The 26,947-nt window shown below is 33.0% G+C and carries 20 protein-coding genes; 17 read left to right on the forward strand and 3 right to left on the reverse strand.

The features are described from left to right. Position 1 precedes the first annotated feature (1 nt). On the reverse strand, positions 2–337 hold the full coding sequence (locus ACXHHC_RS11455; protein WP_458226516.1) for a single-stranded DNA-binding protein: 336 nt from the start codon (positions 335–337) through the stop codon (positions 2–4). A 169-nt stretch (positions 338–506) separates the two neighbouring features. On the opposite strand from ACXHHC_RS11455, the gene ACXHHC_RS11460 reads away from it, so the two are divergent. Then, the gene (locus ACXHHC_RS11460) at positions 507–860 is read left to right on the forward strand and encodes a hypothetical protein (protein ID WP_458226517.1); all 354 of its coding nucleotides are present in this window, start codon (positions 507–509) and stop codon (positions 858–860) included. On the opposite strand, the gene ACXHHC_RS11465 is transcribed toward ACXHHC_RS11460, so the two are convergent. Continuing rightward, complete coding sequence (locus ACXHHC_RS11465) at positions 857–2,215, reverse strand: serine hydrolase domain-containing protein (RefSeq protein ID WP_458226518.1); 1,359 nt, start codon at positions 2,213–2,215, stop codon at positions 857–859. The genes ACXHHC_RS11460 and ACXHHC_RS11465 overlap by 4 nt on opposite strands. Positions 2,216–2,337: 122 nt before the next feature. On the opposite strand from ACXHHC_RS11465, the gene ACXHHC_RS11470 reads away from it, so the two are divergent. The 9 genes from ACXHHC_RS11470 to ACXHHC_RS11510 all read left to right on the forward strand — a co-directional run bounded on the left by ACXHHC_RS11470 (position 2,338) and on the right by ACXHHC_RS11510 (position 14,749). Continuing rightward, complete coding sequence (locus ACXHHC_RS11470) at positions 2,338–3,552, forward strand: aminotransferase class V-fold PLP-dependent enzyme (protein ID WP_458226519.1); 1,215 nt, start codon at positions 2,338–2,340, stop codon at positions 3,550–3,552. A 21-nt stretch (positions 3,553–3,573) separates the two neighbouring features. Continuing rightward, on the forward strand, positions 3,574–4,044 hold the full coding sequence (locus tag ACXHHC_RS11475) for a DUF1569 domain-containing protein (protein WP_458226520.1): 471 nt from the start codon (positions 3,574–3,576) through the stop codon (positions 4,042–4,044). An 11-nt stretch (positions 4,045–4,055) separates the two neighbouring features. Then, positions 4,056–4,985 carry a methylenetetrahydrofolate reductase gene (locus ACXHHC_RS11480; protein WP_458226521.1) on the forward strand — a complete coding sequence of 310 codons (930 nt, stop codon included), beginning with the start codon at positions 4,056–4,058 and terminating at the stop codon, positions 4,983–4,985. Positions 4,986–4,998: 13 nt separating this feature from the next. Beyond that, on the forward strand, positions 4,999–5,946 hold the full coding sequence (locus ACXHHC_RS11485; RefSeq protein WP_458226522.1) for a hypothetical protein: 948 nt from the start codon (positions 4,999–5,001) through the stop codon (positions 5,944–5,946). 100 nt (positions 5,947–6,046) lie between these two features. After that, positions 6,047–7,573 (forward strand): lipase, encoded by a 1,527-nt coding sequence (locus ACXHHC_RS11490; protein WP_458226523.1) that lies wholly within the window; start codon positions 6,047–6,049, stop codon positions 7,571–7,573. Further along, complete coding sequence (locus ACXHHC_RS11495) at positions 7,554–8,837, forward strand: DUF459 domain-containing protein (RefSeq protein ID WP_458226524.1); 1,284 nt, start codon at positions 7,554–7,556, stop codon at positions 8,835–8,837. Before ACXHHC_RS11490 ends, ACXHHC_RS11495 begins: the two co-directional genes overlap by 20 nt. Then, the gene (locus ACXHHC_RS11500; RefSeq protein ID WP_458226525.1) at positions 8,830–10,488 is read left to right on the forward strand and encodes an MBOAT family O-acyltransferase; all 1,659 of its coding nucleotides are present in this window, start codon (positions 8,830–8,832) and stop codon (positions 10,486–10,488) included. The genes ACXHHC_RS11495 and ACXHHC_RS11500 overlap by 8 nt, the downstream gene beginning before the upstream one ends. Positions 10,489–10,587: 99 nt before the next feature. Next, a complete protein-coding gene (locus ACXHHC_RS11505; protein ID WP_458226526.1) occupies positions 10,588–11,484 on the forward strand; it encodes a hypothetical protein in 897 nt (298 codons plus the stop codon). Between the two features lie 244 nt (positions 11,485–11,728). Further along, complete coding sequence (locus ACXHHC_RS11510) at positions 11,729–14,749, forward strand: leucine-rich repeat protein (RefSeq protein ID WP_458226527.1); 3,021 nt, start codon at positions 11,729–11,731, stop codon at positions 14,747–14,749. A 247-nt stretch (positions 14,750–14,996) separates the two neighbouring features. Here the strand turns inward: ACXHHC_RS11510 and ACXHHC_RS11515 are convergent, their stop codons facing one another. Then, complete coding sequence (locus tag ACXHHC_RS11515; protein WP_458226528.1) at positions 14,997–15,995, reverse strand: aspartate-semialdehyde dehydrogenase; 999 nt, start codon at positions 15,993–15,995, stop codon at positions 14,997–14,999. 489 nt (positions 15,996–16,484) lie between these two features. On the opposite strand from ACXHHC_RS11515, the gene ACXHHC_RS11520 reads away from it, so the two are divergent. The 7 genes from ACXHHC_RS11520 (at position 16,485) to ACXHHC_RS11550 (ending at position 26,935) form a co-directional block, all read left to right on the forward strand. Then, entirely contained in the window at positions 16,485–17,144 is a 660-nt protein-coding gene (locus ACXHHC_RS11520) for a succinate dehydrogenase cytochrome b subunit (protein ID WP_458226529.1), read from the forward strand. A gap of 11 nt (positions 17,145–17,155) precedes the next feature. Further along, on the forward strand, positions 17,156–19,168 hold the full coding sequence (locus tag ACXHHC_RS11525) for a fumarate reductase/succinate dehydrogenase flavoprotein subunit (RefSeq protein WP_458226530.1): 2,013 nt from the start codon (positions 17,156–17,158) through the stop codon (positions 19,166–19,168). A 15-nt stretch (positions 19,169–19,183) separates the two neighbouring features. Further along, positions 19,184–19,924, forward strand: coding sequence for a succinate dehydrogenase/fumarate reductase iron-sulfur subunit (locus ACXHHC_RS11530; protein WP_458226531.1), 741 nt, complete (start codon positions 19,184–19,186; stop codon positions 19,922–19,924). A 155-nt stretch (positions 19,925–20,079) separates the two neighbouring features. Further along, entirely contained in the window at positions 20,080–20,625 is a 546-nt protein-coding gene (locus tag ACXHHC_RS11535; RefSeq protein WP_458226532.1) for a sigma-70 family RNA polymerase sigma factor, read from the forward strand. 101 nt (positions 20,626–20,726) lie between these two features. Beyond that, on the forward strand, positions 20,727–21,884 hold the full coding sequence (locus tag ACXHHC_RS11540; protein ID WP_458226533.1) for a FecR family protein: 1,158 nt from the start codon (positions 20,727–20,729) through the stop codon (positions 21,882–21,884). Between the two features lie 177 nt (positions 21,885–22,061). After that, complete coding sequence (locus ACXHHC_RS11545; RefSeq protein WP_458226534.1) at positions 22,062–25,397, forward strand: SusC/RagA family TonB-linked outer membrane protein; 3,336 nt, start codon at positions 22,062–22,064, stop codon at positions 25,395–25,397. 17 nt (positions 25,398–25,414) lie between these two features. After that, positions 25,415–26,935 carry a RagB/SusD family nutrient uptake outer membrane protein gene (locus ACXHHC_RS11550; RefSeq protein WP_458226535.1) on the forward strand — a complete coding sequence of 507 codons (1,521 nt, stop codon included), beginning with the start codon at positions 25,415–25,417 and terminating at the stop codon, positions 26,933–26,935. Positions 26,936–26,947: the final 12 nt, after the last annotated feature.

Genomic DNA, 26,947 nt, shown 5'->3' on the forward strand with positions numbered 1-26,947 from the left:
TTTACTTCCCACCCAACATCAATAAGTCACTCACCACAATTTTGGTCATATATCTTTTGTTTCCATTTTCGTCTTCCCAGCTTTCGTTGGTTAATTTTCCTTCTAAAGCAATTTCACTTCCTTTGTCAAGGTATTTTTCTGCAATTTCAGCCGTTCTATTCCAGCATACAATATTATGCCACTGTGTGTCTGTAATACGTTCTCCATCTTTGCTATAGAATACTTCTTTAGTTGCTAAAGAGAAGTTGGCTAATTTTTTGTCTTTCCCAAAAGATTTAATGGTTGGTGTTGCTCCTAAGTGTCCAATTAACTGTACTTTGTTTCTTAAATTGTTCATAACGTCTGTTTTTAAAATTAATGAATCGTTGTCGTTGTTCGACATTGCAAAGTTGCGAACTCATGAAAGTTTTACTCGGTTCTTAATTGTTTGTTTGCGGATGTAACTGTTTGTAGTCGTTTGCAAACGATTTTTTTTAGTATATTTAATTCGTTGAAAATTAGAAGTTATGGATGGTAAAAGTTGTTTAGAATGCGGAGAGAAGATTGTTGGTAGGTCTGATAAAAAATTTTGTAATGATTACTGTAGGAACGCCTATAACAATAAGTTGAATGTTGGGGATAAAAACTTAGTGAGAAATACCAACAATGCGTTAAAGAAAAATTATAAAATTTTGTGTGAGTTAAACACAACGGGGAAAACAAAAACCTCCAAACAAATTCTATCTCAGAAAGGGTTTGACTTTAATTTGTTTACATCTATCTATAAAACAAAGACAGGAAATCAATACTTCTATTGTTATAATCAAGGCTACTTGTTGTTGGAAAAAGAGCAAGTTCTTTTGGTAAAGAATACAGATTAGTAATCAATTGTTTTACAAATATTCCCAACAAGCTTATCAAATAAAGGATAAAAACCAACCCTTCCTAGTTGTGTAATTCCAAATCGTACAACGACCAAATCTTTAGAAGGAATTACAAAAATTCGTTGTCCTTGGTAGCCGTCTGCATAAAAGCAATCTTTAGGTACGTTGGGCATGTAATTTCCGTGGTTTAACCACCATTGTCCACCATATTCTCCGTTAGAGGTACCGTTGGGAGTTTTTACATAGCTAACCCAATTTTCACTTAGAATTTGTTCTCCGTTCCAGATACCGTTTTGTAAGAACAATTGCCCGTATTTAGCCCAATCTCTAGTGGTGGCCCAGCTGTAAGATGAGGCTACATAATTACCAACAACATCCGTTTCTACAGTCATAGAATGCATTCCTATTTTGTCAATTAGAGTTTTGTATGGAAAATCTAAATATTCTTGATGTGTTTTAAACTGTCTTCTTAGAATTGCACTTAAAATATTACTGTTACCAGATTGATAATAGAACTCAGTTCCTGGTTTTGTAGAAAGTTTGTTGTTAATGGCTCTTTCTGTACAGTCATTGTCTTTAAAAAGCATGTTGGTTACATCGCAAACAGTACCGTAATCTTCTTCCCATTCTATGCCACTTTCCATTTGTAAAAAATGATTGGTGGTAAGTGTACTCTTAGAAGTGTTTTTCCATTCAGGAAATACATCAATTAAAGTTTTGTTTATGTTGTAACCGTATTTGTCTAAAACGCCAAAAGAAGTACTAATTAAACTTTTGGTAATAGACCATCCTTGTAATAAGGAATTTTTATTAAACCCTGGGGCATACTTTTCTGCTATAATTTTTCCTTTGTGTAGAATTAAAACAGATCTGGTGTTTTTTATTCCATCCGGATGATTTTCTACAAAGCAGTTGGTTACAATACTATCTAATTTTGGATAATCAATATAAGTAAAAGTACTATCTGTATTGGGAAGATGTCCATGTGGATAGGGTAGATTAATCTTGTTTTTAAAACGATTAGGTTTGTGTTTTTCTAATTTGGTATCATCATCATTAACAAGTGTTACCCCCACACCCTCTCTGTAAATAGCAATGCTTTTGGAAAGACCAAAAACGGTAGCGGTTACTTTTTTTTCTTCTTTGTTAATAGTGGTTTTGGCTAAACTAACTAAGAAAGAACTGTTGTCTTCATTTTCTGTTAAATGTTTGTCTTTTTTTGCTAAAAAATAACAACTCGCCATATTTTTTGCTGCAAATCCAGAAATAAGCTTCAGTTTAGGATAGTTAAAAATGAAGATGATTAATAGGATGGCAAAAAAAACAAGGAGGGTTAACTTTAGTATTTTCATAGAGAACAGTTTAGCTTGTTTTAAGATACTAATTTTTACAGATTCTGAAACAAAGACTTTTAAAAACCTTTTGAAATAAATTGGAGGGAAAGAAGTACCTTTGTTTGCAAATAATTTAGGGTATGATAAATATTGACAAAATAAGAGCTGATTTTCCCATTTTACAACAACAAGTAAATGGAAAACCATTGGTTTATTTTGATAATGGAGCAACGAGTCAGAAACCACAAGCTGTAATAGATGCTATTACAAATTACTATACATCAATTAATTCCAATGTACATAGAGGTGTACACACACTAAGTCAATTGGCAACGGATGAATTTGAGGAGACTAGGAAGAAATTAGCCGCTCATTTTAATCCCAAACACGAGCACGAAATTATATTTACAAGAGGTACTACAGAAGGTATTAATTTAGTAGCTACCACCTTAACTAGTTTGATAAAGTCTACAGATGAAATTATCATATCTGCTTTAGAGCATCATTCTAATATTGTGCCATGGCAATTGTTGTGCGAGCGTACAGGAGCTACTTTAAAAGTAATTCCAATTAATGATGCGGGTGAATTAAAAATGGAGGTGTTTGATGAATTGTTGTCGGACAATACTAAGATTGTAGCGGTAAACCATATTTCTAATGCTTTGGGAACGATCAATCCGGTAGAAGAAATTATAGAAAAAGCACACAAAGTTGGAGCTTGGGTGTTAATAGACGGTGCGCAATCTTGTCCACACATGCAAATAGATTTACAAGCCTTAGATTGTGATTTCTTTACTTGTTCTGCGCATAAAATGTTAGGGCCTACTGGGATTGGTTTCTTATATGGAAAAGAGGAAATTTTAAACCAGTTACCACCTTATCATGGAGGAGGAGAAATGATAAAAGAGTGTTCTTTTGAAAAGACTACTTATGCAGAATTACCACATAAATTTGAAGCAGGAACACCCAATATTGCCGATGTAATTGCTTTTGGTACTGCAATTGATTATTTACAAGAAGTTGGACTAAAAAATATTGAAGCATACGAACACGATTTGTTAGAATATGCAACCAAAGCTCTGTTAGAAGTTCCTGGTCTAAAAATTTATGGTACTGCTAAAAATAAGGCAAGTGTAATCTCTTTTAATATTGGGAATTTACATCCATTTGATGTAGGTACGATTGTAGATAAATTAGGAGTTGCCGTTAGAACAGGACACCATTGTACGCAGCCTATTATGGATCGTTTTGAAATTCCAGGTACACTAAGAGCATCTTTTGCCTTTTACAATACCAAAGAGGAGGTAGATATTTTAGTAAATGCTTTGCAAAAAGCTGTAATGATGTTGTCTTAAATTATATATTTACAATCCAAAATGGATTTAATTATGTCTTATCCAAGTATTTTTAAAGTAGCTACCTTGGCTGAAAATAAAAACCGCTTAGACAAGCTAACCTCTAGTTCCGAACCTCTTTGGGGGAAAATGAATGCGGCTCAAATGTTGGCTCATTTAAATGCTACTTATGCAACATCTAGAGGATTGGTTAGAATAGAAATGAATCCTTTTATGCATTTCTTTTTAAAGACTTTTTTAAAAAAGACAATTGTAGGAGACAAACCTTATCCAAAGAGCGCAAAGACCAATCCTTATTATTTAATTAATGAGGAAAAGAATTTTGAAGAAGAGAAATCAAAATTATTGCAAAATATGCAGTGGGCTTATGAAAAAGGAGAGAACTATTTTGAAGGACGATTGACAAGGTCTTTTGGCCATTTAACAGCCAAAGAGTGGAGTAATTTGTTTCAGAAACATTTAGACCATCACTTTCAGCAATTTGGAGTTTGATATTGAAAAAAATGAAATCAACAGATTTAAAGAGTAAAATAAAGAATAGAGAAGGTGGTTACCTGTTTTATGGATTAACACCGCCTAAATCCTCTACAGATAAAGATAAAATTGTTGGGATTGCTCAACGACAAATGGATCGTATAAAAGACTTAGATATAGATGGATTGATACTATATGATATTCAAGATGAGTCTTCTAGAAATAACAATCCAAGACCCTTTCCTTTTATGTCTACTTGGGATCCCGATGTGTATGCCAATGAGTATTTAAAAGATTTAGATGTTCCCAAAATTATATATAAAAGTGTAGGGAAATTTAATGAGGATAGTTTAAAAACATGGTTGCAAGAGAATGAGTCTACTGTAGATATGACTGTTTTTGTAGGGTCACCTTCTAAGGGGCAACAAGTGAATTTGTCGTTGTTAGATGCTTACAATATAAAAAAGGAGTCTAATTCTAGTATGTTGCTAGGTGGGGTTACTATTCCAGAACGTCATTTTGCCAAGGGAGATGAACACAAACGTATTTTAAACAAGGCAAATAACGGATGTTCTTTCTTTATTTCTCAGTGTGTTTACAATTTAGACAATGCTAAAGATGTATTGTCAGATTATTACTTCTATACTCAAGAGCATAAAATAGAACCCTTACCAATTGTGTTTACATTAACTCCAATAGGTTCATTAAAAACATTAGAATTTACCAAGTGGTTAGGGATAGATATTCAGAATTGGTTGGAAAATGAATTGAAAGTATCTAAAGATATTTTAACTACATCTATTAATATTTGTAAGTATATCGCAAATGATTTAATAGCATTTGCTAAAGAAAAAAATATGCCTATTGGCTTTAATATTGAATCTGTTGCCATAAGAAAAGCTGAGATAGAGGCTTCTATAGAGTTGGTAAAATCTGTAAAGGAGATGATGGAAGGATAAATTTAAATTCGCTATGAAAATTAAAAGTATTGTATGTATTGCCTTTGTAACTGTTTTGTTTGGATGTACTTCTGATTCCGAAAATTTGAAATTTGAATGGTTGCACGAGGGAGATGTTTCTATTACCAGTCAAACAGTTTTAGAGAAGTTTGTAGAGTTGCCTTATGAGAAAATCGAAGGTAATTTATGGATTTCTAATTGTACAGATATATCTTCTTTAAGTAATTTACAACGTGTAGAAGGAGATGTAAGAATAAGGAATAATAGTGATTTGTTAAACTTAAGAGGTTTACAGAATTTAGATTATGTAGGTGGAGATGTGGAGGTTTCTAATAACGTGCTATTAGAAAGTTTTCAGAATTTGGCAGGATTGTCTTCGGTTAAAGGAGGTCTTTTTATTCATAACAACCCTGCGTTAGAAACTTTTTTTGGGTTGAATAATATTACTTCTATAGAAGGGGACTTGCAAATATTTGACAATTCTCTGATTGAGGGTTTGGAAGGATTGAAGAGTCTTGAAACATTAGGAGGAGAGCTATATATTAAAAATAATGATGCGTTGGCAACTGTTGAAGGCTTAGAGAGTTTACAGGCTGTAGGAGCTGATTTTGAAATTGAAAGTGTGGATGCTCTTAAAGATTTTAAAGGACTAGAAAGTTTAGTATCTATAGGAGGTGCTATAAAATTAGAACAGAACGCGGCTTTGTTAAATTTACAAGGTTTAAATAGTGTTACTTCAGTTGGAGGAGAGCTAGAGGTTGTAGAAAATAATTCTTTAGAAAGTTTAGATGGATTTGCTAGTTTAGTCACTATTGGTAAGCGTGTTTTAATTAGAGATAATCCAAAGCTATGGAGTTATTGTTCTTTAGTTTCTACAAATATTATAGGTTCTTATTTTGTGGGTTCTAATGCTTTTAATCCTACAAGAGAAGCTTTAGAGGCAGGTACTTGTGAACCTTAATGAATTCTTCTTAAGGTTATATTAATAAACAAAAATGTTTAATTTCCCTTTGAGTTTCTAAATTTGAGGTTTTTCTCATTTTTAGCTTAAAAAACATACTTTGAAGATAAAACCTTTACAAATAGCACTATTCCTAATTCTAATTTTATTAGTGCTTTTTGGATTTACATTTTTGAGTAAAAAGGGGGCTATTAAAAGTGCTATAAAATCTGAAGAAGGTTTTTCTTTCTTGGCTCTTAAATACCCAACAACAGAAAGTTTCTTACAGTTGCAAAAGGATACCGTTGCAACTATCGATAAAGTAAAAGCGGTTACCAACAATGTAGTTCCTGTTCAGGAAGAAGAGGTAGTAGCGCAGGAGCAAACGGTAAAAGATAGTCTTCCTAAAACAACAAAGAAGATACCGCTAAAAAAGGTATTAGACTTTTCTAAAATAGATACTACTAAGATAGAACGAATTAGGTATCCAAAAGAGAAGCCTAACTTCATTAAAAGTTTAAAGAGGCATTTTAATAGTAACAGTTGTAGAGTTGTTCATTATGGAGATTCTCAATTAGAAGGAGATAGGATTACGTCGTATTTACGAAATAGGATGCAAAGTTTGTATGGAGGTAGCGGGCCTGGTTTTATTCCTATAAAACAGGTTTATGAACAAGTAAGTGCTGTTGTTACTCCGTCTAAAAACTGGGAACGTTATGCTTTGTTCGATCCTACCAAAAAAAGGTTTGAACATAAAAAGTATGGAGCCTATTTGTCGGTTTCAAGATTTACACCCTATGTAAAGTCTGCATTAGATACCATTTCTTTAGATTCTTTACAAAATCAGGTTGCTACTATTGTTATTAGTAAAAGTAAAAGGACCTACAGACGATTTAGAAAGTTTACTAAGATTGGTTTGCATTATGGAAATGCCAATTTGCCAACAAGTATAAAAGTATACAACGATAGTGTTTTAATTCAGAGTGATAGTTTAATTACGGATGGAAAATACCATCAATATAAAATAAGGATAGCTACTGCTCCAGAAAATTTAAAAATAGAGTTAGAGGCGAAAGTAAGTCCAGATTTCTATGGAGTTACCTTAGATGGAGAAAATGGTGTTCAAATAGATAATGTGGCAATGCGAGGAGCATCGGGAACTGTTTTTAGAAAGGCAGATTCTGGGAGTTATGCAAGTATGATAAGAGCGCTAAAGCCAAAGTTAATTATTATGCAATATGGAGGGAACACGCTTCCGTACTTAAAGGATTCAACAGCTGTTGATAATTATGGAAGGTATATGTCGTTGCAAGCTAAATGGATTCAAAAGAATGCTAAAAAGGCTCAGATTTTGTTCATAGGACCAACAGATATGGCAACATCGGTAAATGGAGAAATGCAAACGTATCCTTTATTGCCCTATTTAAATAAGGTGTTAATGAAAAATGCTTTGGATAATGGTATTGCTTATTGGAGTATGTACCATGCAATGGGAGGTAAAGGATCTATGAAGCTTTGGGTTGATGAGAGATTGGCCGGAAGTGATTATACGCACTTTACACCTAAAGGTACTAAGATCATATCGGAGTTGTTGTTTACGGCTTTGTATTTAGATTTAAAAACAGAACATGAAGATGATAAAAATTAGATTGATAAGTCTGTTGCTTTTGCTAAGTGCAACAGTAATGGCTCAGGATTATATATTAGATAGTGTAAAAGGACATTATCCTTTTGTAAATTGGAAAGCGAATCAAATAAAGTATGCAGAAGATTCTCCAGCATTTAAAAAATTATATCAAAAACTACACACTATTGCGCAAGGAGGGCAAGAAGATGTGCATGTTTTTCATATTGGAGGGTCTCATATTCAGGCAGATATTTATTCTAACAAATTGCGTTCTTATTTGCAACAGATGAGTCCAACAGCAAAAGGACAAAGGGGAATGTTGTTTCCTTATAGAATGGCAAAAACAAACAATCCATTAAATTATAAAGTAACGCATACTGGTAATTGGAAAGGGCATAGATGTTCTGTGGTTACAGATAGTGTAGCTTGGGGCTTAATGGGAGTAACAGCCGTTTTTAAAGATTCGATAGCAAATATAAAAGTTCAGGCAAATTATAAGAACTTTAAACCACATATGTATAACTTTAATAAAATTAGAATCTTTTATAATAATTGGGGTTACGATTATAAAATTAAGTTGAATGATACGATTAAAGTAAAGTCTGTGTTGCACAACACAGAGCAACATTTTGTAGAATATCAATTAGGAGATACAGTAGAAGATTTAGATTTTAATGTTCAGAAGATTACCAATAACCCAAAGGGTGAGTTTTTAATGATGGGATTAGAACTGATGAACGATAATAGAGGAGTTGAATATACAACCATAGGGGTAAACGGAGCAAGTTTTGAATATTACAATCGATGCCACTACTTTAAAGATCAATTATTATTATATAAGCCAGATCTTTATATTGTTTCTGTTGGGACCAATGATACCTATCGTTTGCATTTTGATGCAGAGAAATTTAAAAGAAATTACGAGAAAATGATAAACGATGTGTTAGAGGCAAATCCTAATGCGGCGATTTTATTAACGGTTCCAAACGATTCTTATTACAAGAGAAAATATGCCAACCCACATACTCAAAAGGCAAGAGAGGTTATATACGAACTTGCTGATAAATACAAAATGGCTGTTTGGGATTTGTATGAAGTTATGGGAGGTTTTGGGTCGTCTCAAAAGTGGTATTTAAATAAGTTAATGCCTAAAGACAGAGTACATTTTACCATGAAGGGCTACAGTATTAAAGCTGATTTGTTATTGGAAGCTTTAACAAAGTCTATGGAGAATGCATTACAGTTAGAGCCTAAGTCTATTTTGAACCAGATGATACATGAATAGGATTCAGAACATTTTTTCTTTTTCAGAAGAATTTCCATTGATCTTTACACAAGCAGATTTTTGGATCTTTTTTGCGTTGGTGTATTTTGTATATGCTTTAATCTATGGGAAAAAGAATGTAAGAAGTGTCTATTTATTTCTTGTTAGTTTGTTGTTTTACTACAAAACAAGTGGGTTGTTTATAGGGATATTATTATTCAGTACTGTTAGCGATTACTTTATTGGAAAGACTATTTACAAGAGTAAATCGGAACTAAAAAGCAAGGTGCTGGTTACTGTAAGTGTGGTTGTAAACCTATTTACACTCTGTTATTTTAAATATGCTTACTTTTTTACGGATTCTTTTAATCATCTGTTTCATACCAAGTTAGAGGTGTTTAACTATTTGGCACATTGGGCAAATGGAGTTGCTAGTGTAGATTATTTTAGTGTTGATGCTATTATATTGCCTGTGGGAATTTCTTTTTATACGTTTCAGACCATTAGTTATAGTGTGGATATTTACAGGAAACAACTAAAACCATTGAATTCTATTATTGATTTTGGTTTTTTTGTAAGTTTCTTTCCTCAGTTGGTAGCAGGACCTATTGTAAGAGCGGCTGATTTTGTACCTCAGATAAAACAAAAAATAGTAATCACCAAAGAGGAGTTTGGAAAAGGTGTTTTTATGATTCTTAAAGGATTGATTAAGAAAATGATCTTTGCGGACTTTATTGCTATGAACTTTTTAGACAGAGTTTTTGACATGCCTGAAATGTTTTCTGGTTTTACCAATTGCATGGCAATGGTGGGTTATTCTTTACAGATTTACGGAGACTTTTCTGGGTATACAGATATTGCTATTGGAATTGCATTGTTGATGGGATACAAATTGCCTAAGAATTTTAATTCGCCATACAAAGCCATTCATTGCGGTGACTTTTGGAAACGATGGCACATGTCTTTGTCTACGTGGTTAAAAGATTATTTATACATTCCGTTAGGAGGAAACAGAAAAGGGACAGTAGCTTCTTATATTATTGCAGGTGTTTTTATAACGGGTTTCTTGTTTTCTATAAACAATAGATTGATCATCTGTGGCATTTTAATTTCTATAGGTGTGTTGGCTATTGGTACGCTTATTTTTAATGGAATAGAAAAACATATAAATACCAATATCAATGTTTTGCTAACAATGCTAATAGGTGGCTTGTGGCATGGAGCTTCGTGGAAGTTTGTTATTTGGGGAGGACTAAATGGATTGGGTATTTTAGTTTACAAATACTGGAGGTTAATAAGTCCCTACGAAAAATCAACTCATAAATTTGCTACTGTTTGGAAAATACTAATGACTTTCTTGTTTATTACTTTTACAAGAATTTATTTTAGAGGAAATAGCATGGAACATATTGCTAAGTTTTACCATCAGCTTACTACAAATATGGATTGGCAAAATGCATTTACAATTCTTTGGGAATATCGATTGGTTTTTGGAGTGATGTTAGTGGGGTATATTACACACTGGCTTCCGTATCGTTTTAAGGATAAAATAGAAGATTTTTTTATTAACAGTGGCTTAGTTTTTAAAGGAGCTGTAGCTATTATCGTAGCTGTTTTATGTTATCAGACATATGCTGCAGATTTTCAGCCATTTATTTATTTTCAGTTTTAAAGTTATCATAATGCTTATTTCTAAAGCTTTAACTTTGTAGCCTATATCTTTGCCTAGGTGGTTAATTTGCCATATTTAGAGGATAGAAATACGATTAAAATGAAGAGATTGTCGCTGAATTATTTATATGTGGGTATGTTATTGCTTTGTTGTTGCTTTACGGCATGTGAGCAAGAATCTGTAAAAACGACTTATAGTAAGTCGTTCTTTGGGGATTACGAAATAGAGTCTCAGGCTGTTTTAAATGAGTTTGCTTCTAATAATTTTACAAGAGTTAGAGGGAGCCTTTTTATTTTTGATTGTGAAGATTTGTCTCCTTTGTCTTTGTTAACTACTATTGACGGAAAACTAGAAATTAGAACCAATAAGGTAGAGTTAGAGCGTTTAAATGGCCTAGAAAACATAACAAGTGTTGGAGGAGATTTAAATATTTATCAAAATAGAGGAATTAAAAGTTTGGAAGGGCTTGATAACTTAAAAGCGTTAGGAGGTAATGTTTCTATTTATGAAAACAGTAGGTTAGAGACTCTAAGTAATTTAGATGGGTTGGCTAGAATTACAGGTTTTGTAAATATTTATTCAAATCCTAATTTAGTGTCCTTAGATGGTTTAAATGAAATTTCGGAAGTTTCCAGTCATGTAGATATAAATAACAATAAAAGTTTAACTCATTTAAACGGATTTAAAAATATAACGAGTGTTGGTAATACACTTGGGATAAACTCAAATCAGGCGTTAATTCGTTTGGATGGTTTTAATCATCTCATTTCTGTAGAAAGCAAGTTTGAAATTTTAGAAAACAGAAGCCTTGTAGATATTTCTTCATTACAAGATTTAACATCTGTAGGAGCTTTGTCAATAAAAGGGAATTCAAGTTTAAAAGACTTTTGTGTGCTAAATACTGTGAATTTTGGTGAGAGTTATGCGGTAAGTGCCAATGGGTATAATCCTAAAAAGAGTGATTTGGAGGATGTAGAAGGATGTAGTGTAGATTAGTTTTAAGTTTTTTTAGCTTAATCTCATTTTTAGTCTTATGCTAATTTAGGTTATTCATGACTTACTTTTGTTTATATCTGGTTCTAGATATGTAACAAAAGATGTGTTAAATAGTGGAAAAAGTCCATTAATATATTTATTTCAACAACGTTTTTTCTGGGTTTTTATGGTACTATAGTACTAATTGGTGCATGTATTTGCCTGTATTGATTGTAGACTGTATTTTTGCGCAAAATTTATAAAAATGAGGGGTCTTTTTATTCTATTTGCGTTTTTGGTAAGTCTAAGTTCATACGCACAGTCGTTTACAATTAACAATATTAATTATAACGTTATATCATCTGCTAACAAAGAGGTGGAGGCTAGATGGTATTACGGAAGCGGAGGAGATGTAATCCTTCCCTCGTCAGTATCTAATAATGGTATAGATTATACTGTTACTCATATTGGTCAGTATATTTTTTCAGGGAAAAATCTTACGAGTGTAATTATTCCAAATACAATTACAAGCATTGGAACTGGAGCGTTTTCATCTAACAAGTTAGTAAATGTAGTAATTCCTAATAGTGTTACTTCAATGGGGAACTTTGCCTTTTCTAATAACAATTTACTTAGTAGTATTCAGTTGTCTGATAAATTAGAAGCTATTCCTTATCAAGCTTTTGTGAATAGTGCTTTAACTAACTTAACAATTCCTGCTAGTGTAAAAAGTATAGGAGATTTTGCTTTTCAGAACAATACAAAATTAGCGGTATTAAATCTTGAAGAAGGTTTAGAAACGATAGGTTATCAAGTATTTGTTAATAATGTATTAACTACTTTAAAATTACCTAATAGTGTTAAGAGTATTGGAGCTTTTTCTTTTTTCAATAACAAAATAGAAACATTGGTGTTATCTGAAAATTTAACAACTATTGAGCAACAAGTTTTTGCAAATAATACAGAGCTTACTAGTATTACATTGCCAAGTAAGTTGTCTAATATTAGTTCTTATGCTTTTGGTCAAAGTATTACAGAGGTGGTGTCTTTAAATCCAGTACCTCCTACTTTAACATGGGGGTCTTTGCATAATGCAGGAGTTATCGATTTGACGGTAGTTTCTGGAGAGGCTAAAACAGCTTATGAAGCAGCCTTTCTTTGGAAAGATGCAAAGAGTATCAGTGTAGAAGTTTCTGCAGTAGATTTAATTGGTGATGTTTTTGATGTCGATGGACTATCTTATAAGGTGGTGTCAGAGGGAGAAGTTGAGGTTGTTGGAAGAGCTCCTGGGAACAATAGTACAGATATAGTTATTCCATCAGGGGTTGTTTACAATGATATTGTTTATGTGGTTACTAGCATTGGAACTAGAGCTTTTGATAAGAATAGTTTAACGAGTGTTGTTATAGGTTCCACAGTTGAAAATATTAAAGATTTTGCATTTCATGAAAATTTTTTAACAAGTATAGATTTGCCATCTTCATTAAAAACGGTAGGAAAACGCTCTTTTAGAAATAATAAGTTACAAGAAGTTTTTATTCCAAGCGGAGTTACCGCTATAGGATTTGATGCTTTTTCAATCAATCAAATAGAGAAGATTACTTTACCGAGCTCTCTTACTTATTTAGGGAGTTATTCTTTTTATGCAAATAGAATAAAAAAAGTAAGTGTCTTAAGTAATATTCCGCTAGATATAGAGGGTAATGTTTTTGGTAATATAAGAGGTGCAGAGTTATATGTTTTTTCTTTAGCATCAAGCAATGCTCATAGAAAAGCAGATGTCTGGAAAAGCTTTAAGACTATAGAGTTTAAATTTGAATCAGGAGGTTTGTTATATTCAGGAATATCGGATACAGATTTAGAGGTTGTCGGAAGGGCTCCTGGGAACAATAGTACAAATATAGTTATTCCATCAGAGGTTGTTTACAATGATATTGTTTATGTAGTTACTAGCATTGGAACTAGAGCTTTTGATAAGAATAGTTTAACGAGTGTTGTTATAGGTTCCACAGTTGAAAATATTAAAGATTTTGCATTTCATGAAAATTTTTTAACAAGTATAGATTTGCCATCTTCATTAAAAACGGTAGGAAAACGCTCTTTTAGAAATAATAAGTTACAAGAAGTTTTTATTCCAAGCGGAGTTACCGCTATAGGATTTGATGCTTTTTCAATCAATCAAATAGAGAAGATTACTTTACCGAGCTCTCTTACTTATTTAGGGAGTTATTCTTTTTATGCAAATAGAATAAAAAAAGTAAGTGTCTTAAGTAATATTCCGCTAGATATAGAGGGTAATGTTTTTGGTAATATAAGAGGTGCAGAGTTATATGTTTTTTCTTTAGCATCAAGCAATGCTCATAGAAAAGCAGATGTCTGGAAAAGCTTTAAGACTATAGAGTTTAAATTTGAATCAGGAGGTTTGTTATATTCAGGAATATCGGATACAGATTTAGAGGTTGTCGGAAGGGCTCCTGGGAACAATAGTACAGATATAGTTATTCCATCAGAGGTTGTTTACAATGATATTGTTTATGTAGTTACTAGCATTGGAACTAGAGCTTTTGATAAGAATAGTTTAACGAGTGTTGTTATAGGTTCCACAGTTGAAAATATTAAAGATTTTGCATTTCATGAAAATTTTTTAACAAGTATAGATTTGCCATCTTCATTAAAAACGGTAGGAAAACGCTCTTTTAGAAATAATAAGTTACAAGAAGTTTTTATTCCAAGCGGAGTTACCGCTATAGGATTTGATGCTTTTTCAATCAATCAAATAGAGAAGATTACTTTACCGAGCTCTCTTACTTATTTAGGGAGTTATTCTTTTTATGCAAATAGAATAAAAAAAGTAAGCGTCTTAAGTAATATTCCGCTAGATATAGAGGGTAGTGTTTTTGGTAATATAAGAGGTGCAGAGTTATATGTCCCTTCAATTACAGCTAAATCTACTTATGAAAATACACTAGTTTGGCAAGACTTTGGAAGTATTATTGTAGATGGAGAGCAAGAGAATATTCCTCTTGTTAATAACGTAAATATTGATGACTTAAAATTAGATTTAGAGGCAAGCTTTACTTTAAACAACTACACAAATAGATTAGAAATACAACCAGATACTGATGACGCAATAGTAGAAAGATTAGAGTTGTATAATTTTAATGGAGCGCTTATTAAAACTGTTAATGATAGTTCTATTGATTTAACAGAGTTTGATTCAGGGATGTATATCTTAAAAGTAAGTACTGATAAAGGAGAATTTGTTAAGAGGTTCTTTAAGCAATAAATACTTTATATAACCACCATTAAAAAGCCATTACTAAAAGAGTAATGGCTTTTTTAATTAAATTAACTAGGTTACTTTAAATCTACCTGATAAAAGGGTTTAAAGGAGGTTTAGTTGTGTTATTTTTAGTTGTTGCATAATTGTATTATCTACTTTAGATAGTAGAAAAGGATAAGGTTTTAAGGTAATAAAAAAACCATCAGTTATTACTGATGGTTTATATCTTGTAAAATTAAAGAAGTGTTAATTAAGCTCCTAAAATTCCTTTTTCTACTAAGTATTCAGCGATTTGGACTGTATTCGTTGCAGCTCCTTTACGTAAGTTATCAGCAACAATCCACATGTTTAAAGTATTTGGTAAAGACTCGTCTCTGCGAATACGTCCCACAAATACTTCGTCTTTATCGTTCGCTAATGCAGGCATTGGGTAGATGTTGTTGTCTAAATCATCTTGAACTACAACTCCAGGAGTAGCACTTAACAATTCTCTTACTTCGTCTAAATCAAAATCGTTAGCGAATTCTACGTTTACAGACTCAGAGTGTCCACCAGCAGTTGGAATACGTACTGCAGTAGCTGTTACAGCAAAAGAATCATCACCTAAAATCTTCTTAGGCTCTTTTACCAACTTCATTTCTTCTTTTGTGTATCCGTTTTCTTGAAAAACATCACAATGAGGAATTGCATTACGGTTAATTTGGTAGTTGTAAGCCATTTCTCCGTCCATAATTCCGTTTTGCTCGTTTTCTAACTGTCTAACAGCAGCAACACCTGTTCCAGATACAGATTGGTATGTAGAAACAATTAAACGTTTCATTTGATATTTTCTGTGTAACGGAGCCAAAGCCATTACTAACTGAATTGTAGAACAGTTAGGATTTGCAATAATTTTATCTTCAGCAGTTAAAACATCACCGTTAATTTCTGGTACTACTAATTTTTTAGTAGGATCCATTCTCCATGCAGAAGAGTTATCTACAACTGTAGTTCCTGCTGCTGCAAATTTAGGAGCCCACTCTAAAGAAGTATCACCACCTGCAGAAAATAAAGCAACATCTGCATTCATTTTAACAGCATCTTCTAAAGTTACAATGGTATACTCTTTACCTTTGTATTCTAATTTTTTACCTGCAGATCTTTCCGATGCAACTGGAATTAATTCAGTGATTGGGAAATTTCTTTCTGCTAATACTCTTAACATTACCGTTCCTACCATTCCGGTAGCTCCTACTACTGCTACTTTCATATCTATATTATTTAAGTCTCTAGTTTTTTCAAAAAATTCAGACTGCAAAGATGAGAAAAATATAGGCTTAAATTTTTATAAAAGGCTGGAAATTATACATTTTGTTAAAATTTCATCTGATTTACTAAAATGACAAAATATTTAAACTAAGTTTTGTTGTAACTGGTTGCTATGTAGTTTGTTAAAGTTTGGTTTTGTAAAGTTTGAGTGTTGGGTTAAATAGTTTTAGAATTCAATAAAATACGTAGTCTCCTATACGTATTTTAAAGCTTGTTTTTTAAGAATTATAAAAAATGACTACTTAATTTTGAGTATGATTACGGAAAAAGGCTGTTTAATTTTTCAATTAATAAAACAGATTTGATAAATCTTTAAATTTTATCGTTTAATCTTTCTAAATAAAGCCTCAAAATGACGAATGTCATCTTATAATCCGTTAAATCGCGTAAATTTGTTTTCGGTTATTAACGAAATCAAATTTCAAACAAAATGAGTGGAGTTTTATCTTCTTCGATAGGAAGGAAAGTAGCTATGGCTGCTTCTGCTTTCTTTTTAATGTTTTTCTTATTACAACATTTTGTAATAAATGTTACTTCTATTTTTAGTCCTGAGACTTTTAACGAGTTGTCTCACTTTATGGGAACAAACCCTGCAGTGCAATTTGCATTACAGCCAGTTTTAATTTTTGGTGTGGTTTTTCACTTTGTGATGGGATTCATCTTAGAGGCTCGCAACAAAGCTGCAAGTGTTAAGTATGTAAAAAATAACGGTGCTGCAAATTCAACTTGGGTAAGTAGAAATATGATCTACTCTGGTTTGGCAATTTTAGCTTTTATTGTTTTACACTTTATTGACTTTTGGTTTCCAGAAATCAATCACAAATACATTGCACAGTTACCATCTGATCCTAACAGATATTATGGTGAATTGGTACACAAGTTTCACTGTCCAATAAGAACAGGAGCTTATGTAGCTGCATTTGCATTTTTAGCATTACACTTGTTACACGGATTTAAATCGGCATTCCAATCTTCTGGAATGAGTGCAAAACGTGCTGCTAAATTAGAAACAGTTTCAAAAATTTATGCAATTGGTATTCCTGTAGGATTTATCATTATTGCTTTGTTTCACCATTTCAATCAACACTAAGACATTAAACTATGGCATTAGATTCTAAAGTACCTCAAGGTCCTATCGCTGATAAATGGACTAACTATAAAAATCATATCGACTTAGTAAACCCAGCAAACAAACGTAACATAGATGTTATTGTTGTGGGTACAGGTTTGGCAGGAGGTTCTGCTTCTGCAACTTTGGCTGAGTTAGGATACAACGTAAAAGCATTTGCTTATCAAGATTCTCCTCGTAGAGCGCACTCTATTGCTGCTCAGGGAGGTATTAACGCTGCTAAAAATTACCAAGGAGATGGTGACTCAACTTACAGATTGTTCTACGATACTGTAAAAGGAGGAGATTACCGTGCTCGTGAAGCAAACGTATACCGTTTGGCAGAAGTTTCTGCAAATATTATTGACCAATGTGTGGCTCAAGGTGTACCTTTTGCTCGTGACTATGGTGGATTGTTAGACAACCGTTCTTTTGGAGGGGTATTAGTATCTCGTACTTTTTACGCTAAAGGACAAACAGGACAACAGTTATTGTTAGGAGCATATTCTGCAATGAACCGTCAAATTGGTCGTGGTAAAATTAAGATGTACAACCGTCACGAAATGATGGATGTGGTTTTAGTAGATGGTAAAGCAAGAGGAATTATTACTCGTAACTTGGTTACAGGAGAAATAGAAAGACATTCTGCACATGCAGTTGTTATTGCAACAGGAGGTTACGGAAACGTATTCTTCTTATCTACAAACGCAATGGGATCAAACGTATCTGCTTCATGGAAAATCCATAAAAAAGGTGCATACTTTGCAAACCCTTGTTATACACAAATTCACCCAACATGTATTCCAGTTTCTGGAGACCACCAATCTAAATTAACGTTAATGTCAGAGTCATTACGTAATGATGGTCGTATTTGGGTTCCTGCTAAATTAGAAGATGCGCAAGCAATTAGAGAAGGTAAAAAATCTCCTAATGATTTATCAGAAGAAGAAAGAGATTACTACTTAGAAAGAAGATATCCTGCATTTGGTAACTTAGTACCTCGTGATGTTGCATCTCGTGCTGCTAAAGAAAGATGTGATGCTGGATTTGGAGTAAATGCTACTGGAGAAGCTGTTTATTTAGATTTTGCTGCTGCTATTGTACGTTATGGTACAGAACAAGCATTGGTTAAAGGTTTAGATCAAAGCGATGCTGCTTTAATAGATAAATTAGGAAAAGAAATCGTAAAAGCTAAATACGGTAACTTATTCCAAATGTATGATAAGATTGTAGATGAAGATCCATACAACACTCCAATGATGATTTATCCTGCAGTACATTACACAATGGGTGGTACTTGGGTAGATTATAACTTAATGACTACTATTCCTGGATGTTACTGTATTGGAGAGGCTAACTTCTCTGATCATGGTGCCAACCGTTTAGGAGCTTCAGCTTTAATGCAAGGATTAGCCGATGGTTACTTTGTATTACCATACACTATTGGAGATTATTTATCTGACGATATTAGAACAGGTAAAATACCTACAGATACACCAGAATTTGAGGAAGCTGAAAAATCAGTTAAAGACCAAATTAATTTCTTTGTAAATAACAACGGATCTAAATCTGTAGACCATTTCCACAAACGTTTAGGTAAAATTATGTGGAACAAAGTAGGTATGGCTCGTAACGAACAAGGTTTAAAAGAGGCAATGGCCGAAATTAAAGCATTACGTGAAGAGTTTTGGAAAGAGGTTAAAGTACCAGGATCTGGAGACACTTATAACGAAGAGCTTGCAAAAGCTGGACGTGTTGCAGACTTCTTAGAATTAGGAGAGTTATTTGCAAAAGATGCCTTAGTAAGAGAAGAATCTTGTGGAGGTCACTTCCGTGAAGAGTCTGCTGAAACTGAAGGACCACAAAAAGGTGAAGCAAAGCGTGATGACGAAAACTTTGCTTTTGTGTCTGCTTGGGAGTACAAAGGTGAGCCAGCTGATGCGGTTTTACATAAAGAACAATTAGAGTTTAACGATATCGAATTAAAAACGAGATCATACAAATAAGAAAGAGCCATGGATATGAATTTAAAACTTAAAATCTGGCGACAAAACGGAGCCAACGATGAAGGTAAAATGGTAGACTACAGCATTAGCAATGTGTCTCCAGATATGTCTTTCTTAGAGATGTTAGACGTATTAAACGAACAAATTATTGGTGAGGGTGGAGAACCTATCGCATTCGATCACGATTGTCGTGAAGGAATTTGTGGAATGTGTTCTTTATATATTAATGGAGAAGCTCATGGTCCTGATAGAGGAATTACTACTTGTCAGTTACACATGCGTAAGTTTAAAGATGGAGATACTATCTATATAGAGCCTTTCCGTGCTAAAGCTTTCCCTGTAATTAAAGATTTAGTAGTAGATCGTTCTGCTTTTGATAGAATTCAGCACACAGGAGGATTTATTTCTGTAAACACTTCTGGTAATACACAAGATGCAAACTCTTTACCAATTTCTAAGCATGCTGCTGATGAAGCAATGGATGCTGCAACTTGTATTGGTTGTGGAGCTTGTGTGGCAACTTGTAAAAACTCATCTGCAATGTTATTTGTAGGAGCTAAAGTTTCTCAATACGCATTGTTACCACAAGGTCAGGTTGAGGCTGCAGATCGTGTTAAAAACATGGTAGCTCAAATGGATTTAGAAGGTTTTGGTAACTGTACCAATACTGGAGCTTGTGAGGTAGAATGTCCTAAAGGAATTTCTTTAGACAATATTGCTCGTATGAACCGTGAGTTCTTAAAAGCTAATATCTAAGAAAATATAATAATTAGATCATATTATATCAGCCCTTTTCCATGTATATGGAAAGGGGTTTTCTTTTTCTGTTATTGTGATAAGAACTATAGTCTCTCTTGATTATTGTAATTTTTTTGTATACTTATACCCTCATTTAAGAGTAAATCAATACTTTGAAGGTTAAAAATTCACAAAAACTAACGGTTAAAGAATATAATAGGTTGTACAATCTGTTGTTTCCTTCTTTGTGTGTTTTTGCGAATAAGTTTTTAAATGATAGCGATAAGTCCAAAGACATTGTTCAAGAAGTTTTTATCAATATTTGGAATCAAAATGACTTGAAACAGAATGATGATTTGGTTAAAGCTTATTTATATATTTCTGTAAGAAACAAATGCTTAGATTTTTTAAAAAGCAAAGAGAGTAGGTTAAAAGATTCTTTTGTAGATGTTGAATTGATGTCTTCTAATTTATTTTTAGAAAAAGAAGTATTAACAGAAGAGGTCTATAGAGAGATAGATATAGCCTTGTCTCAGCTTCCTAATAAATGTAGGGTAATTATAGAACTCGCTTTAAGAGGGTATAAAAATCATCAAATTGCAGAAGAACTCGAAATCTCAATCAACACAGTAAAGACTCAAAAAAAGATAGCCTATCAAAGACTTAAGGTTCTTTTACGTGGAGTATATTATTTGCTAATAATATCGGTAATTGACTGATATATTATTTTTTTTGTAAAAAAACACAATATTTATTCACCCTTTTTTATAAATGTGTCGTATTAATAATAACAACCGTAATTTTCGTATTGTTTTTATTTATGGAACGACTCAAAAAAATATTTAAGCTAGCTAGGGTCTTGGCTACTTCGTGGACTAAGAATGGAAAAATAAAATCGGAGGAACTTACAAATCTTTTTACTCAAAAGGAAGCTGATGATATTGCTAGAGATATCAATCTTAATAAAGAAGAAAGAGATGTTCTAATTGAGGAGTTTAAGAACCAAAAAGATTGGAAGTCTATAGAAAGAAAAATTAAACCTAAAACAGAAGTGCGTTATTTATCTTGGGCTCTTAGAGTTGCGAGTATTCTTGTTTTAGCAATTGGAGGAACTTATTTATTTAATCAGATTAATAATAGTAAAGGTCCCGAATTCGATTTTGCCAGTAGTGATATCGTCATCAAATTGGATGATGGGAAAAGTCAAGTAATTCACGAAAATGGATCTTACGAGATAATAGATAAAAACGGCGAAGTAGTTTCTAATAAAAATGGGAAAAGTCTTGATTATCGAACTGAAGCAAGTTTTGATATGGAAGAGATTAGTTACAATGAACTCTTTGTTCCTTTTGGTAAGACTTTTAAAGTTGTAATGTCAGACAGTACTGTTGTAACACTAAATTCAGGTACCAAATTAAAATATCCTACCCGTTTTTCTGCAAATTCAGAACGAAAAGTATTTCTAGAAGGAGAAGCGTATTTTGATGTGTATCCAGACAAAGAAAGACCTTTTATAGTAACAGCTACTGGAGTAAATGTAAAGGTGTTAGGAACGGAATTTAATGTTTCTTCTTATGCAAATGATGCATTTGTAAAAACAGTTTTAGTAGAAGGAGCAGTGTCTCTTTATGATGAATCTATTGCTTATAGTAGTGGTAATGAAATCTTGTTACATCCAGGAGAAAAGGGAAGTTTTGGTAAGAAAAATCGCCAAATAAAAGTTAAAAAAGTAGATACTGCTGTTCATACAGCTTGGTTAGACGGAAATCTAATATTTAAAGGTTTACAATTCAACCAAATCATAAAAATCTTAGAGAGGCATTATAATGTAAAAATTAAGAATACCAATCCAACCTTAGGAAAGCAAAGATTCACAGCCACATTCAATATAGAAAGTATTCAGGATGTGTTAGATTCATTCAAGCTAAATTATCCATTTACCTATGAGGTAAAAGAAAATAAAATAAATATTAACTAACCTAAATCCTTAAAAAAATATAAGATAGAACACAACACAGCCCCTTTTCTAAAAAAAAGAAATCGAGAAATGCGGCAACATCTCCCGATTTTATAGAAAAGGTGATTCAAAAATCAAATTTTAAACCACTAAAACTATTACAAAAGTATGAAAATTCGACTTAAACTAGATTTAAAGATGAAATTAACAATGTATTTGTTCCTCTTTTCTTTATTTCAACTTTATGCAAACACTTATTCGCAAAATGCAAAAGTAACATTGGAACTTAATGATGTTACGATAGAAGAAGTATTAACTGAAATTGAAGAACAAACAGAGTTCAAGGTTTTGTACAATCATAACGATTACGATTATACAAAACTAGTAACTGTAGAAGTAGAAAATGCTCTGGTTACCAGAGTGTTAGATGAAATATTTACGAATACAAATATTAAATACAAAACAATAAATAAACAGATTGTTTTATTAAAGAATAGTAAGAAAGGAACAACGGCTCTTAAAGTAAACAGAGCACAAATAAAATTAATTAAAGGGGTTGTTACAGATAGTGCTGGTGAACCTTTACCTGGAGCAAGTGTAATTGAAAAAGGAACTACATATGGAACGGTAACAGACTTTGATGGGAATTTTACCATGAAAAGAAATAATAAAAATATGATTTTGGTTATTTCTTATGTAGGATATAAAACCCAAGAAATTCCTGTTTTAGCAGATCAGACCTCGATTACAATTCAATTAGAAGAAGATACGGCAAGTTTAGATGAAATAGTGATTGTTGGATACGGTTCTCAGGTTAAATCTCAAGTAACAGGAGCAATCTCTACAGTAGATTCTAAGAAAATGAACGAAAAACCAGTAGCATCTGTAGATAGAGCTATTCAAGGGATGGTTCCTGGTGTTAATGTTTCTACGAATAACTCAACTCCAGGAGGGGGAGCATCTGTTAGAATTAGAGGTGCTGGAAGTTTAAATAACAGTGAACCTTTGTATGTAATTGATGGAATTCCCTTTAATGCAGGAGAAAGTACTAATTCAAGTCCTTTAAGTTTTATTAACCCAAACGATATTGAAAATATTTCGATTTTGAAAGATGCGGCTTCAGGAGCAATTTATGGAGCTAGAGCAGCGAATGGTGTTATTTTGATTACTACTAAGAAAGGTAAAAAGGGGGTAAGTACGTTAAATATTAATAGCTCTTATGGGATTCAAAGAATAGCGAACAAACTAGATTTAATGTCTGCATCAGAGTGGGCTAATTGGAGAAATCAAAGATCAATTTTAAATGGTGGAAGTGCAATATTTAGCGATCCCGCTTCTTTGGGAGCAGGTACGGATTGGATTGATGCAACAACAACTGTAGCTCCAATGCAAAATCATCAAATTTCTTATTCAAGTGGATCCGAAAAAGGAAGTGTATTTACCTCTTTAGGTTATTTTAATCAAGAAGGTGTTGTTAAGGGGACTGGTTTTGAAAGATATACTTTTAGAGTAAATGCAGAATACCAAATTTTAGATAGACTAAAAATAGGAACCAATACCGATTTTAGAAGATCTGAACAAACTTCTTTTGGGGGAGGTAGTAGGACAGTTATCACGAGCGGTCCTACATACTACGCGCATGTATTTTATCCAACATTATCTCCAAGAGATGAAAATGGAAATTACACAGGAACTCCTAATGATGCTGCTTATCAAACATGGGTAAATCCATTGTTTACTTTGGAGAATCAAAGTCCTCCGCCAGTAGATACAAGTATAAGATCAAGAGTTTATTTTGATTTAGATATTACGTCTAATTTAAGTTTTAAAACAAGTCTTGCATATACATATTTCCATTCTAAGAGCGATGTGTTTAATCCTTATTACAGTCTTGGACAAGCAGTAAATGCAGATCCATCGGTGCAAAAAACGCAAAATTACAATGGAACATTTTTAATTGAGAATGTTTTAAGTTATAAGTTAAAGAAAGACGAACATAAATTAGATGTGGATTTAGGTCAAAGTTCTCAGAAAACAGAAGGAGAGGTATTGGGTGTTTTAGCTACTTACGCAAACAATACAGAGCCACAAACTCAAATAAATGGAGCGGCAACTACTTATGAATATACAAATAGGTTTATAGAGAATTCATTGGCTTCTTATTTTGGTAGGGTTAATTATAGTTTTAACAATCGTTACATTTTTACTTTAACGGGTCGTTATGATGGGTCTAGTAAATTTGGTAATAATAAAAAATGGGGGTTCTTCCCATCTGTATCTGCTGCATGGAGAATTTCTCAAGAAGAATTCTTCCCTCAAAATTCAGTCGTTAATTCTCTTAAGTTAAGAGGAGGTTGGGGACAAGTAGGTTTTGATGAAATACCTAGTGGAATTATAGATAGTCAATATACGCTTCAAAATTGGGAATATCCTTTAACAAACACAGATGAAGTTCGTCAAGTTGGAGCTGGACCTTTGTCAATTGTAAATCCAGATGCTCAGTGGGAAACAGTAACTCAATATGGGGCAGGTTTAGAAGCATCTTTGTTTGATAATAGTCTAGAAGTGTCTGTGGAATATTATAATAAGAAAAGAACAGATATGTTCTTGCAAGTACCTGTTTCAGGAATTTCTGGACTTACAGGGAAAACAAGGGGAGCTAGTCAGTTTGAAAATATTGGAGAACTTGTAGACAAGGGAATTGAAATTAGTGTTAATTATAATAAATCTTTTGGAGACTTAGATTTAAGTGTAGGAGCTAATATATCTACAGTTAATAATGAAATTACCTACGCAGGTCCATTAGGTAGAGTAGATGGTTTTTCTTATAACAGTGATTTTGTCGTAAGATCTCAGGAGGGGAATAGTATTTTCTCTTTCTTAGGGTATCAAGCAGATGGATTGTTTCAAAGCCAAGAAGAAGTAGATAATCACGCTACAGGTCAGGCTAATGTTGCTCCAGGAGATATTCGTTTTAAAGACATTAACGGAGACGGTGTAATTAATGATAATGACAGAACGATTATTGGGAAGTCTGTACCAGATTTCTATTATGGAATTAATCTTGATTTGAAATATAAAAACTTTGATTTTTCTTTACAAGGAAATGGTACACAAGGAAATGATGTTTTAAATCTTACAAAGCATAATTTAATTGATGCTACTAATTGGGGAAACAAAATTCAGTATACACCATGGACTACAGAGAACCCAAATACGCCTTATCCTAGAATTAATGAGCAGGATGGAAATAACAGAAAAGTTTCTAGTTTTTATGTAGAGGATGGTTCTTTCTTTAGAATTAATAATATCCGTTTAGGTTATACAGTTCCAAAAGAGATGTTAAAAACCATAGGGTTGACGAATGCGTATGTATACACAAATGTTTCAAACCCATTTACTTTTACAGATTATTCTGGTGTAGATCCCGAAGTAGGAAATACATATAATGGGAATAACAGATCTCAGGGAGTAGATCAGTTTGTATATCCTATTGCGAGAACATTTACAATGGGGGTAAACCTTTCTTTCTAATTTAAAACAACAATACAATGAAAAAAATAATATATATAGGTATTCTTTTCTTGGGGTTTTTATCTAGTTGTGGTGATGACTTTGTAGAAATTGAAAACCAAAACGGAATTAGTGAGTCTAATTTTTTACAAACGGCTAACCAAGCACACCAAGCATCTGTGTCAATGTATCACCCTATTTCAAATCATGGGTTGTATAGAATGGGATTCTTAATTTTTGGAGATGTCACTTCTGATAATATAGACAATGGAGGATATGGAACAGGTGGATTAGGGAATGCAATTAACAGTATGTCTAATTACACTTGGGATGGATCTAATAAGTTCTTTGTTAATATTTGGAATGCTAGTTACCAGGGGATTGCTAGGGCAAACTATTTAATTAGTAAGATAGATCAGGTAGAAGATATTTCAGACGATTTATACAATCAGTATTTAGGTGAAGCTTATTTTATGAGGGCATTTTATCATTATCATTTAGCTATTGGTTTTGATGAAATTCCTGTAGTAACCTCAGTTTTAACTTCTACAGAAGCTAATACTGTAACTAAATCTTCTAAAGAGGAAGTGTTTGCTCAAATAGTTTCAGATTTTAAAAGAGCAAGTGAGTTATTACCAAAAACACCTGCGAATTCTGCTGAGGTGGGAAGAGCAACAAAAGGAGCTGCATTGGCTTTTTTAAGTAGAGTATATTTGTGGACTGGAGATTATCAAGATGCGGTAGATGCTGCAGATGCAGTAGACGATTTAGGGAAATATTCTTTAGTTTCTTCTGCCGATTATTTAAAAATGTTCGATGGTCGTATGGAAAACTCTTCGGAGTCTATTATGGAAGCACAATTTGTAAGTGGTTTTAACTATTGGAGTGAAGATGAAGCAGAAACGAGTCAAATGCAGAACATGTTTCCAAGAGTATCTTGGGCTCGTTATTTTACTCCCAGAAAAAGTGATACTTACTCGGTTGTAGATTCTTTTGAGCCAGGAGACATAAGACGTGAAGCAAGTATTTTAATTGCATTTGAAGATATGATTGAGTACCCAGATGCTGGTGTTACAAGTTTGTTTCCAGATGCAAGTATTTTAGGAGGATGGAATTCTAACTACGATAATGAGACAGAGGATAAAGGAAATTTACAAATTCGTAAATATTTACCACATAATCCAACTGAATGGGGTGGACCACCAGCACCATGGCAGTTTACAGATGTTAATATACCTATTATACGTTATGCAGAAGTGTTATTAAATAAAGCAGAGGCTTATATTCAGTTAGATGATGTTGTGAATGCAAGAGCAGCTTTAGAACTAGTTAGAGCAAGAGCTGGATTAACTATGACAGGAGTTCCTAACGATGTTGATGGTGTATTTGAGCAAATTAAAATAGACCGTAGAAATGAATTAATGTTCGAAGGTCATAGATGGTTTGATATCAAACGATGGGATGATTTTGATGTTTTACAAAGTGCAGGTACTAATTATACAGGTCAGAAAGTTTGGCCAATACCTACTGTGGAAACAGATATCAACCCTAACTTATAATTTTTTAGTTAG

It is taken from the genome of Wenyingzhuangia sp. IMCC45574 (assembly GCF_054182685.1).

What these genes read in the sequence shown, in the direction of transcription:
- ACXHHC_RS11455 (WP_458226516.1), bottom strand. Translation starts at nt 337, where the DNA reads ATGAACAATTTAAGAAACAAAGTACAGTTAATTGGACACTTAGGAGCA.
- ACXHHC_RS11460 (WP_458226517.1), top strand. Translation starts at nt 507, where the DNA reads ATGGATGGTAAAAGTTGTTTAGAATGCGGAGAGAAGATTGTTGGTAGG.
- ACXHHC_RS11465 (WP_458226518.1), bottom strand. Translation starts at nt 2,215, where the DNA reads ATGAAAATACTAAAGTTAACCCTCCTTGTTTTTTTTGCCATCCTATTA.
- ACXHHC_RS11470 (WP_458226519.1), top strand. Translation starts at nt 2,338, where the DNA reads ATGATAAATATTGACAAAATAAGAGCTGATTTTCCCATTTTACAACAA.
- ACXHHC_RS11475 (WP_458226520.1), top strand. Translation starts at nt 3,574, where the DNA reads ATGGATTTAATTATGTCTTATCCAAGTATTTTTAAAGTAGCTACCTTG.
- ACXHHC_RS11480 (WP_458226521.1), top strand. Translation starts at nt 4,056, where the DNA reads ATGAAATCAACAGATTTAAAGAGTAAAATAAAGAATAGAGAAGGTGGT.
- ACXHHC_RS11485 (WP_458226522.1), top strand. Translation starts at nt 4,999, where the DNA reads ATGAAAATTAAAAGTATTGTATGTATTGCCTTTGTAACTGTTTTGTTT.
- ACXHHC_RS11495 (WP_458226524.1), top strand. Translation starts at nt 7,554, where the DNA reads ATGAAGATGATAAAAATTAGATTGATAAGTCTGTTGCTTTTGCTAAGT.
- ACXHHC_RS11500 (WP_458226525.1), top strand. Translation starts at nt 8,830, where the DNA reads ATGAATAGGATTCAGAACATTTTTTCTTTTTCAGAAGAATTTCCATTG.
- ACXHHC_RS11505 (WP_458226526.1), top strand. Translation starts at nt 10,588, where the DNA reads ATGAAGAGATTGTCGCTGAATTATTTATATGTGGGTATGTTATTGCTT.
- ACXHHC_RS11510 (WP_458226527.1), top strand. Translation starts at nt 11,729, where the DNA reads ATGAGGGGTCTTTTTATTCTATTTGCGTTTTTGGTAAGTCTAAGTTCA.
- ACXHHC_RS11515 (WP_458226528.1), bottom strand. Translation starts at nt 15,995, where the DNA reads ATGAAAGTAGCAGTAGTAGGAGCTACCGGAATGGTAGGAACGGTAATG.
- ACXHHC_RS11520 (WP_458226529.1), top strand. Translation starts at nt 16,485, where the DNA reads ATGAGTGGAGTTTTATCTTCTTCGATAGGAAGGAAAGTAGCTATGGCT.
- ACXHHC_RS11525 (WP_458226530.1), top strand. Translation starts at nt 17,156, where the DNA reads ATGGCATTAGATTCTAAAGTACCTCAAGGTCCTATCGCTGATAAATGG.
- ACXHHC_RS11530 (WP_458226531.1), top strand. Translation starts at nt 19,184, where the DNA reads ATGAATTTAAAACTTAAAATCTGGCGACAAAACGGAGCCAACGATGAA.
- ACXHHC_RS11540 (WP_458226533.1), top strand. Translation starts at nt 20,727, where the DNA reads ATGGAACGACTCAAAAAAATATTTAAGCTAGCTAGGGTCTTGGCTACT.
- ACXHHC_RS11545 (WP_458226534.1), top strand. Translation starts at nt 22,062, where the DNA reads ATGAAATTAACAATGTATTTGTTCCTCTTTTCTTTATTTCAACTTTAT.
- ACXHHC_RS11550 (WP_458226535.1), top strand. Translation starts at nt 25,415, where the DNA reads ATGAAAAAAATAATATATATAGGTATTCTTTTCTTGGGGTTTTTATCT.